General features: G+C 51.3%; 11 protein-coding genes. 2 read left to right on the top strand and 9 right to left on the bottom strand.

All coding sequences use genetic code 11. The features are described 5' to 3' along the window. Nucleotides 1–148: 148 nt before the first annotated feature. The gene (locus PP769_RS18130; RefSeq protein ID WP_312642897.1) at nt 149–1,474 is read left to right on the top strand and encodes a carboxylesterase family protein; all 1,326 of its coding nucleotides are present in this window, start codon (nt 149–151) and stop codon (nt 1,472–1,474) included. Between the two features lie 30 nt (nt 1,475–1,504). Here PP769_RS18130 and PP769_RS18125 read toward each other — a convergent pair whose 3' ends face one another. The 4 genes from PP769_RS18125 to PP769_RS18110 form a co-directional block, all read right to left on the bottom strand. Continuing rightward, nucleotides 1,505–2,443, bottom strand: a complete 939-nt coding sequence (locus tag PP769_RS18125; RefSeq protein WP_312642895.1) for a hypothetical protein — start codon at nt 2,441–2,443, stop codon at nt 1,505–1,507. A gap of 759 nt (nt 2,444–3,202) precedes the next feature. Beyond that, entirely contained in the window at nt 3,203–6,631 is a 3,429-nt protein-coding gene (locus tag PP769_RS18120) for a TM0106 family RecB-like putative nuclease (RefSeq protein WP_312642893.1), read from the bottom strand. Between the two features lie 739 nt (nt 6,632–7,370). Further along, nucleotides 7,371–8,246, bottom strand: a complete 876-nt coding sequence (locus PP769_RS18115; RefSeq protein ID WP_312642891.1) for a M48 family metallopeptidase — start codon at nt 8,244–8,246, stop codon at nt 7,371–7,373. Between the two features lie 455 nt (nt 8,247–8,701). Next, the gene (locus PP769_RS18110) at nt 8,702–9,388 is read right to left on the bottom strand and encodes a class I SAM-dependent methyltransferase (protein WP_312642889.1); all 687 of its coding nucleotides are present in this window, start codon (nt 9,386–9,388) and stop codon (nt 8,702–8,704) included. Between the two features lie 390 nt (nt 9,389–9,778). Between PP769_RS18110 and PP769_RS18105 the strand changes: the two genes are divergently transcribed. Further along, nucleotides 9,779–10,474, top strand: coding sequence for a hypothetical protein (locus PP769_RS18105; protein ID WP_312642887.1), 696 nt, complete (start codon nt 9,779–9,781; stop codon nt 10,472–10,474). A gap of 299 nt (nt 10,475–10,773) precedes the next feature. Here the strand turns inward: PP769_RS18105 and PP769_RS18100 are convergent, their stop codons facing one another. From PP769_RS18100 to PP769_RS18080, 5 genes are all read right to left on the bottom strand, one after another. Next, complete coding sequence (locus PP769_RS18100) at nt 10,774–11,373, bottom strand: hypothetical protein (protein WP_312642885.1); 600 nt, start codon at nt 11,371–11,373, stop codon at nt 10,774–10,776. Nucleotides 11,374–11,447: 74 nt separating this feature from the next. Next, entirely contained in the window at nt 11,448–12,086 is a 639-nt protein-coding gene (locus PP769_RS18095) for a L,D-transpeptidase (RefSeq protein ID WP_312642882.1), read from the bottom strand. Nucleotide 12,087: 1 nt separating this feature from the next. Beyond that, nucleotides 12,088–13,299: a L,D-transpeptidase family protein gene (locus tag PP769_RS18090; protein ID WP_312642880.1), complete on the bottom strand. Its 1,212-nt coding sequence runs from the start codon at nt 13,297–13,299 to the stop codon at nt 12,088–12,090. A gap of 14 nt (nt 13,300–13,313) precedes the next feature. Then, nucleotides 13,314–13,979 carry a hypothetical protein gene (locus tag PP769_RS18085; protein ID WP_312642878.1) on the bottom strand — a complete coding sequence of 222 codons (666 nt, stop codon included), beginning with the start codon at nt 13,977–13,979 and terminating at the stop codon, nt 13,314–13,316. A gap of 687 nt (nt 13,980–14,666) precedes the next feature. Continuing rightward, nucleotides 14,667–15,446, bottom strand: a complete 780-nt coding sequence (locus PP769_RS18080; RefSeq protein WP_312642876.1) for a YkgJ family cysteine cluster protein — start codon at nt 15,444–15,446, stop codon at nt 14,667–14,669. Between the last annotated feature and the right edge of the window lie 162 nt (nt 15,447–15,608).

Raw genomic sequence — 15,608 nt, 5'->3', positions numbered from 1 at the left:
CGCATAGTTTTTGAAGTTTTCAGGAATTTTTATCGTCCGACTGTGGCACTGAGCCCATAGGAATGTCCCGCAAAATATGAGAAGATTAAGTACTGAACCTTCAGTGATGTGAAAGGGTTCATTCTCAAAATTGTTAGGATAACACGGCATGAGAAATTTAATTATCCTGCTTTCTGGCTTAATAGTGGTTCTGATGGCTTTTCCCATTATGGCCCATTCCCCTAAGGAAATGGAAAAGAGCGAGGCCTTAGAGTTTTCGGGCAGGAGTTTGTCCTCATTGGTGAAAGAATATGCGGAGGAAGACTCTCCGGAAAAAGCCAACAAGCTGTTAGCCGACATTCAACTTATGCCTGAGGCCAATGTTGAATCCATTTCAAAAATTCTTCAGCAGCCGACCCTATATGAGGCTCAGCCGGTTGGGGCCCAACCGCATCGCTCTATCCGGGTGAGGGGAGTGGATACTGAGTATGCCTTGTATGTTCCTCCTTCCTATTCACCTGAACAGCCGATGGCATTCATACTGTGTTTGCATGGGGCAGGGTTCACGGGTGAAGCCTACCTGGATCGCTGGATTCCACGTTTGGGTGAAAAATATATTCTGGCCTGTCCTTCGGTGACCATGGGGTCATGGTGGACCAGATACGGCGAGGATCTGGTGTTAAAGGTCTTACAGGAGGTTCAGAAAGACTACCATATCGATCCGGACCGAATTTTTCTCACCGGCATGTCTAATGGCGGTATTGGAACCTGGATTATCGGGATGCATCATGCGGATCGCTTTGCGGGAATCGCGCCGATGGCCAGTGGTATTGATGATGTGTTGTTTCCTTTCGTTGAAAATTTAGTTCATACGCCCGTCTATGTCATTCACGGCGCGGCGGATCAGGTTATGCCTGTGCAGTTGAGTCGCGATTTGGTGAAAGAGATGGAGCGCCGTGGCATCGCATATCAGTACCAGGAGCATACCTGGACGCATCCCCATGCGGGAGGGCATTTTTTCCCCAAGCAGGCCTTGCCGGAACTGATGAGGTGGTTTGATGCTCAACAACGAGAGCCATTGCCACGGACCGTCTCTTTGGTTCGTGATGCCACCCACCTCACACCGTTCTCGTGGGTGCGAATCGATATGACGGATCAGATTGCCGCCTTTACCGAAAACCTGATTGACAGCCGAGATGAATTTATCACGGGAGAGGTGTATGCCAAATTACACGCTCAGGTCACAGCTCCCAACAAGATCGTGGTAAGCACCAATCGTATTCGCCGCTATTCCCTGTTTCTGAATCAAGATCTTGTAGATTTTTCAAAACCGATCATCGTGGAAACAAATGGGGGGAAATCGTTTGAAGAAATGGTCGAGCCTCGCATCGAAACGCTTCTAAAGGAAGTTCGACACCGCTCTGACACCTACACACTCTTTCCTGTCAAACTCACTATAGATGTGCTCTCTCCTGATATCGTGCAAGAGAAGTAGTGGCCCTTCAGGATCAGTCTGGTTGGTCGTTTATTCCTGCTGATAACTAGAATGATGATCCGACTTGCTTGAAGAGTGGAGCAGGCCCTGTTTGATGAAAGCTCCCAACCACATGCCTAACAGAAGAAGGATACCCAGGTAACTGCCAGTATCACGGAACCAACTGTAGTGTTCGTGAAATTCAAGAACATCCAGTTGGGTGGGCGTGACAAAACGTCCCCGAATCGAAACAGTAGCGGAGTGATCTAGAATTTCTTGAGTGCTTCTAATTTCTTCACCATTGAATAGACCAATCATATCGCCCGTCGGGGTCTTCTCATAGGAAGATCGATCCAATTCCAGAGGACGCCCTGGACGAGCCTCCGTTTCTTCAAGTGTTAGAACGAAATGGTTATTGGCGTTTCGAGGTCCTTCAATTATCACCAAAGGCAGCGCGAAATACAGGATGAGTAACGACGCCGATATCGATACTTTGAGAGGAGACCAGGGCGAGAATGGGAGAGGCTGTGATATTCCCTTTTGCCATTGCCATCCTATATAGAGTAAGCCTCCCCCGGTCATGATATAGGTTGGAAGACTTTCCGGCCAGAATAACCCCACATTCCATAAGTCCCATGACAGAGGGGCAAACAAATGAACTCCATTGGCCCATTTGGTTTGAAGGCCATCAAGTACGAGATGAAGGAGGACGTTGACGCCTAGAATCATGAATACGGGTTTAGGCGTTTTTGAAAGGAAGGCCAAGGCTCCGCATAACACCAACGTGACGAATAAGGATGCTTGAGCGATACAGTAGAGTCGAATGGTATAAGGGTCGCCTCCCGGCATGATTCCCAGCAGGACTCTTTGGAAAATCCATGGAATGTCCGGAAGCAAGCAACCCAGGCACACTAGTTTAGGGTCGATTCCCGGTTTAACGGCCTGATTCAGAAAGCCTTGCACGCCGATGTGGGCTAGGGTGTTGGGCACGTCTTCCTCTAAAAAAATGTGAATTAAAGGTTAAAGCCTGGATAAAACAGGGAACTCAATTTGGAGTCGGTTTCGTTACTTACTCTTTTGTTGGGCGATCCACCGTATGATGAGTTGAGAGCTCACAATTTCACCACATAAAATCCCAGAAATAAATATTACAATTCCCACAATAGCTTTTAGGGGCTCCATCTCTCCCTTAAAAATTATTTGTAAAAGAAGCGTAAGACACAAACATATGAATAAAAAACAAATTAAAAAAATAAGACCACTCATTAGATAGATCCGAAGAGGCAAATAAAGTATATTTCGGCAATGTCGGCACCAGACAAAACTCTCGGGCCAGGCCATTATCTGAAAACTCAGATGCAGACCAAATGTCTTGCCACATGATGGACAGTTGGCCTTCTGAATAAGTCTTTCCACTCGTTAACCCATTTCGGATTTTAGACTTCAACTACCGTTTCATGGAACGGCCTATCTTAAACTCTGCCTTTGTAGGTTCCCGTTTCGGAATTTTCGAGTCACTCCTTCCCAGAATGCTTTTCGGTCAATTACAGGAAAGAAATTAACTTTACTGATTAATGGGGAGGGGGTAAGGGGCGACTCCTTGAAAGAGATGGCTGTAATCGTCTGTCAATAAGATTTCATCAAGAGTCGGCCATGGCGAGAATTTAAAGTTCACGAAGGATCTTGAGAAAGCCCTTGGTACTGGTAACCAGAATTCAATTCATAATGACAGAAGAGGCGATTTTGGGTTCATCTGGAGGCGGTCGCATCGGTCAACTTGCAAAACAGGTTGAGGAGTTTCATGTCGTCCAGGGAGCCGGGAGGCGTGCCGGCGATTCGGGGATCACCAACCACAATGGCCAGGCATTGCGCCCGGGAGATGGCCACATTCACCCGGTTGCGGTCAAGGATAAAGGCCAGACCGCGTGAACCGTATTCACCGTAACTGGAGCAGAGTGAGAGGATGCAGACCGGGGCTTCCTGCCCTTGAAACTTGTCAACGCTTCCAACGCGGGCGCCGTCTGGGAGGGCGATCTGAAGTGCGCGGACTTGCGCGTTGTAGGGAGCGATGAAAAGAAAGTCCTCCAATGCCAGTGGTTTGGTGCCGCCGTTCATGTCGGTGTAGAGACGTCCTTGGAGTGCGTGGTAAATCGCCGTGACCCGTTCAATCTCTTCTTCACTCTGTTGGATATTGCCATCGTGCTCCACGCCGCTGAACAGGATCCCGCTTTCGCTAGCGATGAGGCCGTTGGCGCCAGGCGGGACCACGATCTTCTGCCGGGCGCAGTCGGAATGTGACTGAAGGCGACCCTCATACATGCTCTCCGAAATGAATCGGCAGACGGCCGGGTGCATACGCCGGGATTCGCCGAGGAAAAGCCCGTAGCCGGGGGGTATCACGGCATGCATGATAGGAGAGTCGGGCTGGCTGGCTTCCAGATCTTTGAGCGCGTATTGGAGGGCCGAAAGACCCGCATCGCCGGGATGGGAGCCTTGCACCGGCTGTTCAAGTTGCATTTGATCACCCAGGAGAACAAGGTTCTTCGCACATCGAGCCATCGCGATGGCGTTGGCGAGGGCAACCTGTCCGGCTTCATCGATAAACAAGAAGTCGAGTGCATCTTCCCACTCAGGTCTGGTAAAGAGCCAAGCCGTTCCGCCGACAACCCCGCCGGTGTAAGCCTGGTATGCGGTGTTGCTGTCCTTGATGTAATGCAAGCCGGGGTTGCAGGTAAACAAGGGATCTTCGGCGTCACCTCCGACTTTTATGCCCTGGAGCTGACAACCACTCTCTTGAGCGGCTTCGCCACAGGCGGTGAGAAGATTCATCACGGCCTTGTGGCTGTTGGATGCGACACCGATTTTTTTGCCGGAAGTGAGAAGCGACGTGATGACCTGTGAGGCGGTGAACGTCTTGCCGGTTCCGGGAGGCCCTTGTATGACCAGGCATCCACCGCCCATCGATCCCGCCACCCGTTTGGCCGTTTCGGTTGGAGACTCACTGTTCTGTTGCAGCGGTGTGACGGGTGGCATTCGGTTCAACAAGGCAGTCACGGGGGCATTGAGGTTGCGTGAGAGGTGTCTGGTCACGACTTCCGTCAATGCAAGCTGAATGGCCGTTGCCGAGACATGCTCGTCCGGAAGCAGTGAACCCTGCGAGGGGAACGCGCCTAAAAATTTTTCGCTCAGAGCTTTCTTGCCGATCTTAAGGCTCAGACTGCCCGTGGATGTATCCAGCTCCAAGAGGGTGAATTTCGCATCCAGGTTATGGGTGAACATCACCTTGGACTTATCACCGGAGGTCAGTTTGCATTCCTGAGAGGGGTCGAAACGGTATTCTTGTACCAGTGAAAGTTTCTCGGGCATGGGAGGTCCCACGGCGCAGATCCCCTGGAGACAGGCCGGGTCATCCCGGAGTTCTTCGGGAGTTGCGGTGGCACGGTCAAACATTCTCCACCACATGGGCTTTTCTTCACGGCGATGAAAGTCGACCACATCGGCAAGAATCAGGGAAATGGCATCTCCTTGCGTGCGAAGCCGTGCAGCGGTCTCCAATCGCGTCACGACCTCCGGCGGCAATTCTTTTGCCTCCGACGGCGCGTTTTCGGAATCCAGGGTCACCCCAGTGATTCGATGCTGGACGACCACTTTCCGTAACCATTGCAGCAACTCTGCCGTGGATGTGCAATCGTCCTGGTTGTAGTCGCGGATATCTTTCAGGATGGGGCTGTGGTTCCAATCAGCCGGCTGTTGGCTTTCGATCCACCTGGCGTATTGCACAATGGAGTCAGCCGCAGTGGCAACCTCGGTGGCGCGTTTCGGCCGGTAGAGGCGTTCGACCGTCTTGAGGGAGTAGCTATTCTCGCCAAGGCGTAGGCCGTGACGGACAATCTGAAAAAGATCAACGAATACCTTGTTCCGGAGCAGCGCATCCACCTCGTCCTGACGGGTATCGTGACGGGTGCTCAATCGCCGCACCGCGCTGACCTCATAGGGCGCGTAGTGGTAGATATGCATGCCGGGGTTACGCTGCCATCGATTGAAGACCCAGCCCACAAAGCCCTCGAAGGCGAGCTGTTCTTCCTCCCGGTTGTGTGCCCACCAGTCTATGAACTCAAATGAATCCGGCTGTCCGGTTCTCGTGCAGACTCCAAACAGATATTCCAGTCCGCCGGTCATCAGCGGGTACCCCTCCATATCGAAGAAGACATCCGCCGGATGGTCCTGCGGAAGAGCGGCCAGACCCACGGGTTCGCCATTCGCACCAATGGAAGGCAGGATTTCATAGCGCGGCGGGGCATCAGGATTCACGGTCCGGTCTGCCCTGGTCTGGCACTGCAGGCGCGCCTGTGCGACAAGCTTTTCCAGTGAGTCGGCACCCAGTTTGCGAATAGACCTGCCTAACGCCTCGGAGAGATCGGCGACTGTGGCGATCCCACCCTCCTTCAGTTTCTTGAGTTGGCTTACCGTGATTCCCGCCACCTGCACGAGATGGTCCGTATCCTGAAAGAATTTTTCTGCATGGGAAGTCCATCGGCCGTGATCGGCTCGCGGTAGAGGCTCCGGGCGATCCGTGAGATTTCCGGTGAAGCCGTTCTGCATCGTCAGAAAATTCGTTTTGATGCGGCGGTAGTAATGGATGAAGTCTTCGATCCGAAACTCAACCCGGTCCTTGGTACCGAGGATGAGGCCGAAATGTTCGGGCATTGGAACGCGAGTGACGCCAGCGAGTAGCTCCGAATAGCAACAAAGTTGAATCGCATAATACGGCTTAGGCGAGCGGGCCAGTTTCGTGTCCCACACCTGATAGCATCCCGATTTCTTGAGCAGAAGAAAGTCGGCAAACCCCGCAAACGACTCATGTTCCAAAAACGCCTGATAGATAATGGGGACCTTGGCGCCGATAGCGGAGAGAGTTGTTGTTCGGGCAACGCTAGGGTCGGTCCTTGGAATCTCCACCAGGTTGGCACCGTATGATTTGAACTCATCGAGCACCGCGCGTTCGTGTTGCGCCCCTGTCTGGGCTATGAGTTGTCCGTCCTCGGTTTCCTCATCAGGGGTGACCGCGCCGGGATTCTCCAAGGCGTATCGGTCCATCCAGGATGCGAACGGTGAGGCCAGATAGCAGATGAGATCGCTTGGCGAAAACACCAATTGGCCTGATAGGTCTTTTTTCATATGCGGGAGTCCGATTCAATCTGCGACTTGCTTTGAGGGCTTTGCCTGAGAATATTTATGAAAGACTCTTCGCTATTTGTCAACAAATTTCTCTCAGGCGGGGATTGTGTAAAAAATGAGGTAGCAAATTTTGTGTTTCTGCATTTGGAACTGGAGTTGAATGTGGTTTAAGATTGATGAAAAATCAGTCTTTGCTTACGTTTGCTGAGACGCAGGACAATCTCTTTCCTCCCTGATCTCATTTTCTCAAAAATTTACTGGCCTATACGGGGTTGAATGTTGTCGAAGCACTTCTTCAAGTCCACCTGGCCGGATGGTTGCTTGGGCTGGAAATTCTCTTTAACGATCAAATCGCCTTCAAGTCCTGGCTGAACCCTTTGCAGAGGCTCTTCAATTTTTAGCTCCTAGTTCTTCCTCCACCCAATAGTATTTCCGAATAATTTCTTACAAATTTGAACGCATCATTTTATTATCTGGTATTACTTCGCATATTCGAGTATTGTCGGGTTTCGGCCCGGCAGCCGAGCTACTTTTGGTCGGGCAAAAGTAGCCAAAACCCATGACGCCCTCCCTGGCAAAATCGGAGAGGGCGGACGCGAACTTAGGGAGGGCAGAACTCGCTGCGCTCGAACAGGGGCTGCGGGTGTATGAGAGCGTCCGCCCAAGGGCCAGGGAGCAGGCGTCGGAGGAGGAAAAGTGGCGAGTCGTTAGGATTGTGAATATTTTCAATAGAGAATTTTTATGAAGACTGGGAGGTTGTGCTGCAGTGCCTTTCACGGAGGGCGAGGGCTTCGGGCATCCATTCCTGAAATTGTTTGATGCGGGTCCCGTGGCTGGGATGGGTGGACATGAATTCGGCTGGCTGTTTGCCTTTGCTGACTTCTCCCATGCGCTCCCAGAGTCGTGGGGCTTCCGTGGGATCGAAACAGGCACGAGCGACAAATAGCAGACCCATGTAATCGGCCTCCGACTCGTGGTCGCGGGAAAAGGGGAGGAGCACGCCATATTGTGCGCCGACTCCTAATGCGCCCATGACCATCCTTTGTGTGTCGTAATCCATATCGCCGACGGCCACCGTGGCGGCGATGGTGCCCATCTGGACTAATTTTTGATGCGCCATGCGCTCGGCACCATGCCGGGCGATGGCATGGGCGATTTCATGGCCCATGACGACGGCTAATCCGTTTTGGTTTTCGGCCACTGGAATGAGCCCTGTATATACTGCTGTTTTTCCACCCGGTAATGCGAAGGCATTGGCCTGTGGTGAGTCAATGACATTAAATTCCCATTCGAATCCGGGATCGACATCTGCTGCCGCGGTTGCCAGACGGCGGCCGATGGTTCGGACCAGATCTACGACCTGTCCTTCCGGAATGACTTTCGATTGGCTGAGGATTTCTTGGTAGGACTGGAGTCCCAAGGCCATTTCCTGCTCATGGGTCATGTCCACCAATTGGGAACGGCCGGTTAACGGCACGGTTTCCTGGTTCGAGACGAAAAAATACAGTCCGTATATTGCGAATAAGAGGAGCGGGATGAGCCGCATTTTCCAACTCATGCGGCCGCGAGTTCGTCCGCCTATTCCCCGATTTCTCCCAAATAGTCCGGGTCGCATTTTTATTCTCTCCGGGGCTCACCGCCAAGAGTATCAATAAGAAATTATTGCAGTATACTTTATGGGAAGGGAAGCTTTCTAATCTCCAGTTCATGATAAACAAGGCCGGGCTTTCCGGTAGAGTTCGTTTTCAGTGGGACGTAATTGGTTAGAGAGGGTGGATATCCACTACCTGTCTCTCATGATATTGGAGCCGATCGGATTGACAATGGTTGGGTAGAGGTTAGAGGTCTGTCTTGCAATGTGTCTTAAGGATATCTTTAAAAGGTTGTCCGGCGAGAAAGCCGGATTTCCAGGTTGGTTGAAAAGTGAACTAGAGGGACAACCAATTCCCCCACCAGGGTACAGATGCTTTCCAAGGTGGGATATGGGTTGTAGGGACACTGCTCCAATTATGAAACTTTGTTTATGTGCATGAACAAAGTTTGGCCTCATGATTGAAGCACGAGCGAATATCAGGAAGAAATTTCCCGTATCGCATAACTGAGATGCCGGTGTTGTTCGATCGTTAAATAAATCATTTCCCAATTGTATTTGATGCAAAATTCATTCACAGCCTCAACAACTCCGTATCTGCGATTGGACGCCCAGGCCCCTGTCACATAATCGTGACCCGCAATGATGCCACCTTTTTTAACTTTTTTTCGACAAATTTCTAATTCTTTTGCTGTAGTTTCGTAGCTGTGATCCGTATCAATATATACCCAATCAAAAATTCCATCATCCTTCTTTTCCAGTTCTGAAATTGAGATGCCCTGACAAATAAGTACTTGCCCTGATTGAATTTCTTTGTGAAACCTCTCTTCGATGACTGCTTTGACTTGGTAGGGTGCACTCCCCCAGGCATCAATTAAATGCAGCTGTTTTGGCTGGACGATGGAAAGAATTTTTTCAGAATAATCTCCGCGCGAGACGCCAATTTCCGCTGCGATCGAATGCTTAGGCAACACATCAAGGAGGGCGGCCTTATTGGTTAAAATCTTTAAGTTTTTTATATGCTCCTTGGTTAAATCTATTTTGGGGAGCTTTTCCTCTAGTTTTTTGGCGCTTTCCTGCTCATGCTGTCTCACGATCTGTATGACAAGCCGGTAAGCTTTTTTTCTAATTGTAAGGGGTAAAATCTTTGATAGTTCCAGCAACATTTCTTCCGTGCCTTTCCCTTGGATCTTTGGGGGGAGTCCTTGGTTTTATGTTGTATTAGTTAAGGTGAAAAGAAAAAACAGTAGTTCTTCAATTGCCGTCTTAACAGATTCCTCGTTTCTTGATTAAAACGGCATTGGATTTCTTGTTCACTTATTTTTCCCATAGCGTGGTACGAGCTTGGCACGTGAGGATGAGATTGACTTGCACTGAATAGGCCATCAACTTGCCGAGAAGATTTAAATGTTTTTGTAAATGATGGGGGAAGGGAAAATGTATATCGTGGTTATGATAATTAAGTCCTCACTGCAAATGCAACATTTCGAATCTTGATCGGTCAACGATGAGTTCGTATCCTGGCTCACTGTCACTTTGGAAAGGGAAAAAATGGCATGACTACTGAGACAACCCAAGTTGTGATTTCACGGCGTAAGTTTAGTGGGAAACAGGTGATTCTTTTTATCGGGCTTGCGGTGTTGGCCACGACATTGGGTGTCGTATGGTGGATGAACCAGTACGTCTATGCCACGATGTTTCAACCGACCCGGCTGGCTGAATCGGAACAGCAGGTTTTGAATGCCAAAATGGCTCACCTGCTTCAGACCGCCGATGTCGCTTCTTCGTCTGTGTCCAAACCTTCCCCGTCCACAGCTGACCTCCCTCTTGAGCCAGTGCCGTATTCTGAAAAGGATTCGATTAGGCAGATTCAGTTAACTGAACGGGAGGTGAATGCCTTGATTGCCACGGATTCGTATATGGCCAGACATGTGGCTGTTGATATGGCGGACGACCTCGTTAGTGTCCAACTGGTGGTCCCGATTAATCACGAGATGCCCATTGTGGGTGGAAAGATGTTGAAAATTAATTTTGGACTGGAGCTCAGTTATACGAATGGGAAGCCGATGGTGGCGATGCGGGGCATTAGTCTCGGTGGCATTCCACTACCCAGCGCCTGGTGGGGAGATATTAAAAATACCAATTTGGTGGAAGAATTTGGTGGCTCAGGTGGATTTTGGGATCAATTTTCGAAGGGGGTAAAGGATATGAAAATCCAGGATGGACAATTGCATGTCATGTTGAACGAGTAGTCGTCTCCATCACCAGTGGAAGCCTGTACAGTCGCTTGAAACTTGCTTGATTTTCAAACATCTCAGAAACGTAGCCTCTCTCCCTTCGACTTTCGTGTCGCTCCAAATGAAAAGGATTTTTCCCGCCGGTACTGTTCATCTCTAGCGGATTGGGTTGGGGTGCTCCCTATCGGCTTGGAGTTCCCGTTCTCCGGTTGCTCCATTTTTGTGGTTCCGTCTCCCTTGTTGTCTTGTATGCCATCTTCAATTCTTCGGATAATATTCCTTTCTTTCTAACCCATGCCCAGGGCAGACGGGATTTATTGGTCTGCGGGATTTCCCGGAATCACCAGGCACGTCATAGGCGGGATGGCGGCCCAATACAAGGCTTGCGCTTCGGCAGGATCAAGTGAGAGCACCAGGTATTGGTGTGACCCTCCCCAGGTCGCCATTCTGGCTGTGACCCGCCGCCCCCAGCCGGCTATTTGATGCCCCAGGTTTGCCCAAAAGGAGGGGAGGTGAGGAGGTTGGATCAGAATGGTCAGGGATTCTTGAAAAGTGAGCTCATAGCGGGTGGGCATGTTGCTGACGGTTAATGGAGTGATGGGATCTTCCGGCGGAGTTTCCTGAGATAAATCTGATAGAGGAGAAAGGGGCAGGGGGGAGACCGATGGGTCTTTTGTCTGGAGGTGCAGTACGGTTGAGTGGGTGAGAGGGGTTCCGATCCACTCGGCGCCGGTCAGAGGAAATGTCCGCAGGGGGATGCCACGGGCTTTGAGCAATACGATGTTCTTGTCGGTATCGACGATGAAATAGAGAGACTTGGTTTTTGCCATTTTCAGCTCTTGTTCAACGGGAGGAGAAGAGGTTTTTTGTTGAGCCCCGCTCTGGGAAGTACAGGCTTCTCCCAGGACAAGCATGAGGAGAAGCATCCACACCAGGTAGGAGCTGGTCGTTTGGAGAGGCCAGTGGATGAAAAATGACTTGAGAGGATTCAATAGATGATCAGGGTGGTGCCAAGGGGCACGTGGTGAAAGACATATTCAAGGGGTTCATCTCCAAGTCTGATGCAGCCATGGGTGACGTTGGTGCCCAACATTCGCGTATACAGCGTGCCATGGATGAAATAGCCATTGCCGAAACCAAGGGCATAGTCTCCCAGCACGCCCGTTTCAATCCGGTCTTGGGGTTTGGTTGGAATGGGTTGCCCTTCTTCAATGAAGGCCCAATCGGGTTTGTTCCAGGCCGGATTTTTAATTTTACTGGAAATCGTAAACACCCCGCGGGGAGTATCGAACACCCACCCGTTGTCGGGATTGCGAGGATCTTGCAATCGTGCCCCGCTGCCGGTTGAAGCCACGGCACTGTAGAGGATTCGATTGCCCTTTCGAAGGGATACCCGATTTTGAGCCGTATCGACCACGAGGTAGAGGCCCTTGGGTGCCGTGGCAAGGAGACCGGGAGCGGACGGATAAAACGGGATGTGTTCTTCCCGGGGTTGGATCGTCACAGGGACCACGGTTGGGGTGCGTTTTGGAGTGTGGGGAGGTGAAGCACCAAGTGCCGTTGTCAGGAAAACGAGCAGGCTCAGCAGAAGCGTCTGGGGTGAGTGGGGGGGCCTGAAGGATGTCATTTTATTCTCTGCGGGTGAAAGAGGAGGCAAGCGTGCGGGGTTTGTGCCACCGTTCATTCCGTTCATGAATATGGACTTTCAGCTGGTGTAAGGAGGTCACGACATCATTGTCCTGGTTCAGCGCCCCTACAATGGTGACAGGCGTTCCGACGTTGACCCATTCGAATACGTCATCCATCGCGGAATTTTCCAAAGCAATGCACCCGCTGGTGGTTTCTTCGTTATTGGGATCTTCGCCATGAATTTCAATCAGGCCGCCGATTGACCGGTCCTGGGGCATCAGGCCCTTGGCTTTGGCCTCGTGGAATCGTTGTTGGTGGGCTATCGTGGGGTAGTCCAAGAGTAACGCTTTATAATAGATGGTCCCCGATCCCTCTTTTTTGTGCATCACGCGAAATTGTCCTTCCGGTGTGGCGCCATCCCCCTCGTAGAGCTTGTCGGTCAATCCTGAAAATCCCACCCGTGCGGGATAATCCGCAACGACCCGGCCGTGTTGGTAGACGAGAAGGCGACGGGGGGCCTTAAGGACAATGACGGCTGTGCCGACTGATCGTTGTAGGGTCTGCGTGACCCATTCCTCCCAGCGGGCAATTTGGACCTCGTTTGTATAGCGGTTCATTTGTGTGACGACATGGGCTTCCACGCGGCGAAGATGTTCAATTGCCTGCTCTCCGGCCGATCGGGCCTGCAAGTATTGTCCCTCCTCCAATCGCAACACACTTTCTCGAAGCAATCCCTCTGCCAGGGACAATGCAAGCATGTCGTCTTCCAGATCGAATACATGAGAAAGCGCTCGCAGGCGTGTGAGCTGCGCCTGTTCAGGCTGAAGAAGTTCCTCGACCTCCAGGCGCAGGGCGATGATTGTTTGGCGAGAGGCTTCAATCAGCAGAGAGCCTTCTTCCACCAGTTGTTGATAAGTCCGGTTGAACTGTTCAGCGTCGCCGGTTGTCCACCAGTGATTGGCCTCTGTCCGCCATTGTGAACGGAGTTCGAGCACGTGTGTATGGAATTGTTGATATCGATCAGGAAGCAAGGTCTCTGCGCCGATGACCCATGCCTGTCGGTCCAGGTCTTCGACCAGTGAAGGAAAAGTGTCGGGATAGTCCGTTTGTCCCCACCAGGCAAACGTCAACGCTGGAAGCAGGACCAGCACGAGCGTTATCATCCAGCGCCGACGCCAGGCCGACTGAAACCTGGTGGGCGGAGTGGTCATAGGGTTCTCCATCATCAGACGTGTTGCTTTGCGGCAAGCTGTTTGACAGAGATAATCTGTGCTTGAATTCGCGTGGCAAAAAATTCCACGGAATGGGAGGTGGTCATCACGTCGATGAAGTGTTCTTGTGCCATAATGGATTCGATTTCAGCGAGGAGGGTTTCCGTGTCCTGAAAGGCTTGTAGAAGTTGGTCCAGCTCCCCGTGATCGGGGGTGGGAGCGGCGACGTCTGCCAGGAGCGCACGAACGTCTTGAAGATGCTGTTTGGCAAAGGCGAGAGCCACCTCGGCATTGGCTTTGGACTCCTTCTTGTTGGCGATGGCTTCGATTTTGGCCTGCGTGGCGTTGTTGAAGACTTCCGACAGCATGGTGATGACAGGATCATAATTACGAAAAAGCGGCATCCGATCTCCCTGTCGATCCAGTTGTTGTTGTACCTGTCGAAATGCCGTTTCCGCTTCAGTGAATCTCTCAATTGCGTAATGTTCGGCTTCTGATATTCTCGCGTCTTCAAGAGCTTGGGTGGCTGCGTTCAATTGGGAGATAGGTGGTTCTGCGCAACCGGTCAGGAGCAGCCAGGTCAGGAAAAGCACATGTCTGCCCCAGGAAAAGTCGACGGTTCGAAGCATATGTCCGTTGAGAGATTTCCAGCCGGGGTTGATTTGGATTCTTTCAGTCACGATGATTGGGATATCCTTATCAGTCCGGAAGGTCGTTTTTCTTAACGAGGAAGAGGGGCCGAACCATTCCGGCCCCTCTTGTTGTTCGCCCGAATCAAAACCTGGACAGGTGGGGCCTTTTCCTTGATGGGAAAAGGTTGTGAATTGCAGGTATCGGGTATCGTCCGGATACCTATATGCCTAGTGGCTTTTTGGCCGGATTTTGTTGTGGCTTAGCAGGGCTAGGGGCGGCAGTCGGTTTCCCGATTGGCATACCCTTTTTGGGGTCTTTTTGATTTGATTGGTTCACAGGAGCACCTCCTTTAAAGGTTAGGTAAGCCGTCATGGCTTACTACTCTTGGATATATCAGCAAAGGTAATGCCAGATTTTGCTCTGCTGTGCAGGAGGAATTCCTGCATTTTTTTGAGTTAAGGCGGTGAAATTTCTTGTAAGAACATCATGCGCAGAGACATCCTGTCCAATGAAAGAAATCTTGTCCATTTTTCCTGAAAATTCTGGTTCAGGTTTGGAGTGTCTCCGTAGCATAATTTTCCGGCGTTTGCATGGAGGTCCGGGATTGGTTTCTATCTTAAAGGCAGAGGGTTGATCCCGCTTCCACCATTCTGTTGCCGGTGCTGGTTGATGCCAGGTAGGCCTGCACGTAGGACCTTTGATTCGTGTATGAAACAGGAGGGGATTTGTGCCTCTTATGAGGATTGGCGTTGTAAATATTGCGCTGCGGCATTCAAGGCCCGGCTCAGCAGGTCAGGCCCGGCCCAGGTTCGGGTGTTCTGGCTTTTATGGACTGTGGCCCAGTCCAGTGCAAAGGGGAGGGGAATAAGACGAACCGGGCCCTGGTAACAATCCGTCCAAAGTTTGCTCAGAACCGTCCCGATTCGAAACGGGGAAGGAATCAGTTGGATGGGGTTTCGTATCAAGTCTTGGCAAAGTTCCGCAGGGGAAGTGACCAGCAATTCCCGGCAGGCGGACGGACGCTGTTCATAGATTGAGCAAATTTCATCTTCCAGAAATGGACAAGGCATTCGAAGCGCATAGTAGGCGCGATTAAGAGGCTCCAGTTCTTCGTCGGTGCCTTGATCTTCGGAAAAGGCCAATCGTTGCAACCCATCCTCCAGGCTCGCTTCACGCAAGGTCTTTTGAGCCGTCTGAAATCGCTCAAGCAGTCGCTCTTTTTTAGGTGAAGGGAGTGCCTCAACAACCGACAGGAGCGCAAAGGCCTCCGGAGGGGCAACGGGAATCATCATGCGACAGCAGGCGGCACAGCCTTTTTGACAGGAAATGGTGGCACCGGTTTGAGTGGTGTTGTCGATGGCCAGCTGGTGAGCTTGTTCTCCGAGGGATCGCATGAGGGGGAGAATGTCGGTAATGGGAATGAATCCGGTCGGTACCGAAACCGACGCGGTCAGATCTCCGGCAGGGGTTTGAATATCCAGGTTGTACGATTCGTGAGGTCCGGAGGTTTTCATGGGAAATTCTTATGCAGGAACAATCAACTAAACAGATTACGTTTATAGACGTCATTGCCCGGCCGTGACTGCACTGGATGGAGGTGAGCCGGAGATTGAATTGTAGAAGAAACCCTATGTGGAGGAAAAGCTGATGGCGTGGGTTCACCCGACATGCCGGGG

This window comes from Candidatus Nitrospira allomarina (assembly GCF_032050975.1).
Lineage (GTDB): Bacteria > Nitrospirota > Nitrospiria > Nitrospirales > UBA8639 > Nitrospira_E > Nitrospira_E allomarina.
This window is presented reverse-complemented; position numbering and strand designations above follow the sequence as displayed.

Bases quoted from the DNA above. Each gene is read 5' to 3' on its own strand.
- PP769_RS18130 (WP_312642897.1), top strand. From the start codon at position 149: ATGAGAAATTTAATTATCCTGCTTTCTGGCTTAATAGTGGTTCTGATG.
- PP769_RS18120 (WP_312642893.1), bottom strand. From the start codon at position 6,631: ATGAAAAAAGACCTATCAGGCCAATTGGTGTTTTCGCCAAGCGATCTC.
- PP769_RS18095 (WP_312642882.1), bottom strand. From the start codon at position 12,086: ATGACATCCTTCAGGCCCCCCCACTCACCCCAGACGCTTCTGCTGAGC.
- PP769_RS18080 (WP_312642876.1), bottom strand. From the start codon at position 15,446: ATGAAAACCTCCGGACCTCACGAATCGTACAACCTGGATATTCAAACC.
- PP769_RS18100 (WP_312642885.1), bottom strand. From the start codon at position 11,373: ATGCTTGTCCTGGGAGAAGCCTGTACTTCCCAGAGCGGGGCTCAACAA.
- PP769_RS18090 (WP_312642880.1), bottom strand. From the start codon at position 13,299: ATGACCACTCCGCCCACCAGGTTTCAGTCGGCCTGGCGTCGGCGCTGG.
- PP769_RS18115 (WP_312642891.1), bottom strand. From the start codon at position 8,246: ATGCGACCCGGACTATTTGGGAGAAATCGGGGAATAGGCGGACGAACT.
- PP769_RS18105 (WP_312642887.1), top strand. From the start codon at position 9,779: ATGACTACTGAGACAACCCAAGTTGTGATTTCACGGCGTAAGTTTAGT.
- PP769_RS18110 (WP_312642889.1), bottom strand. From the start codon at position 9,388: ATGTTGCTGGAACTATCAAAGATTTTACCCCTTACAATTAGAAAAAAA.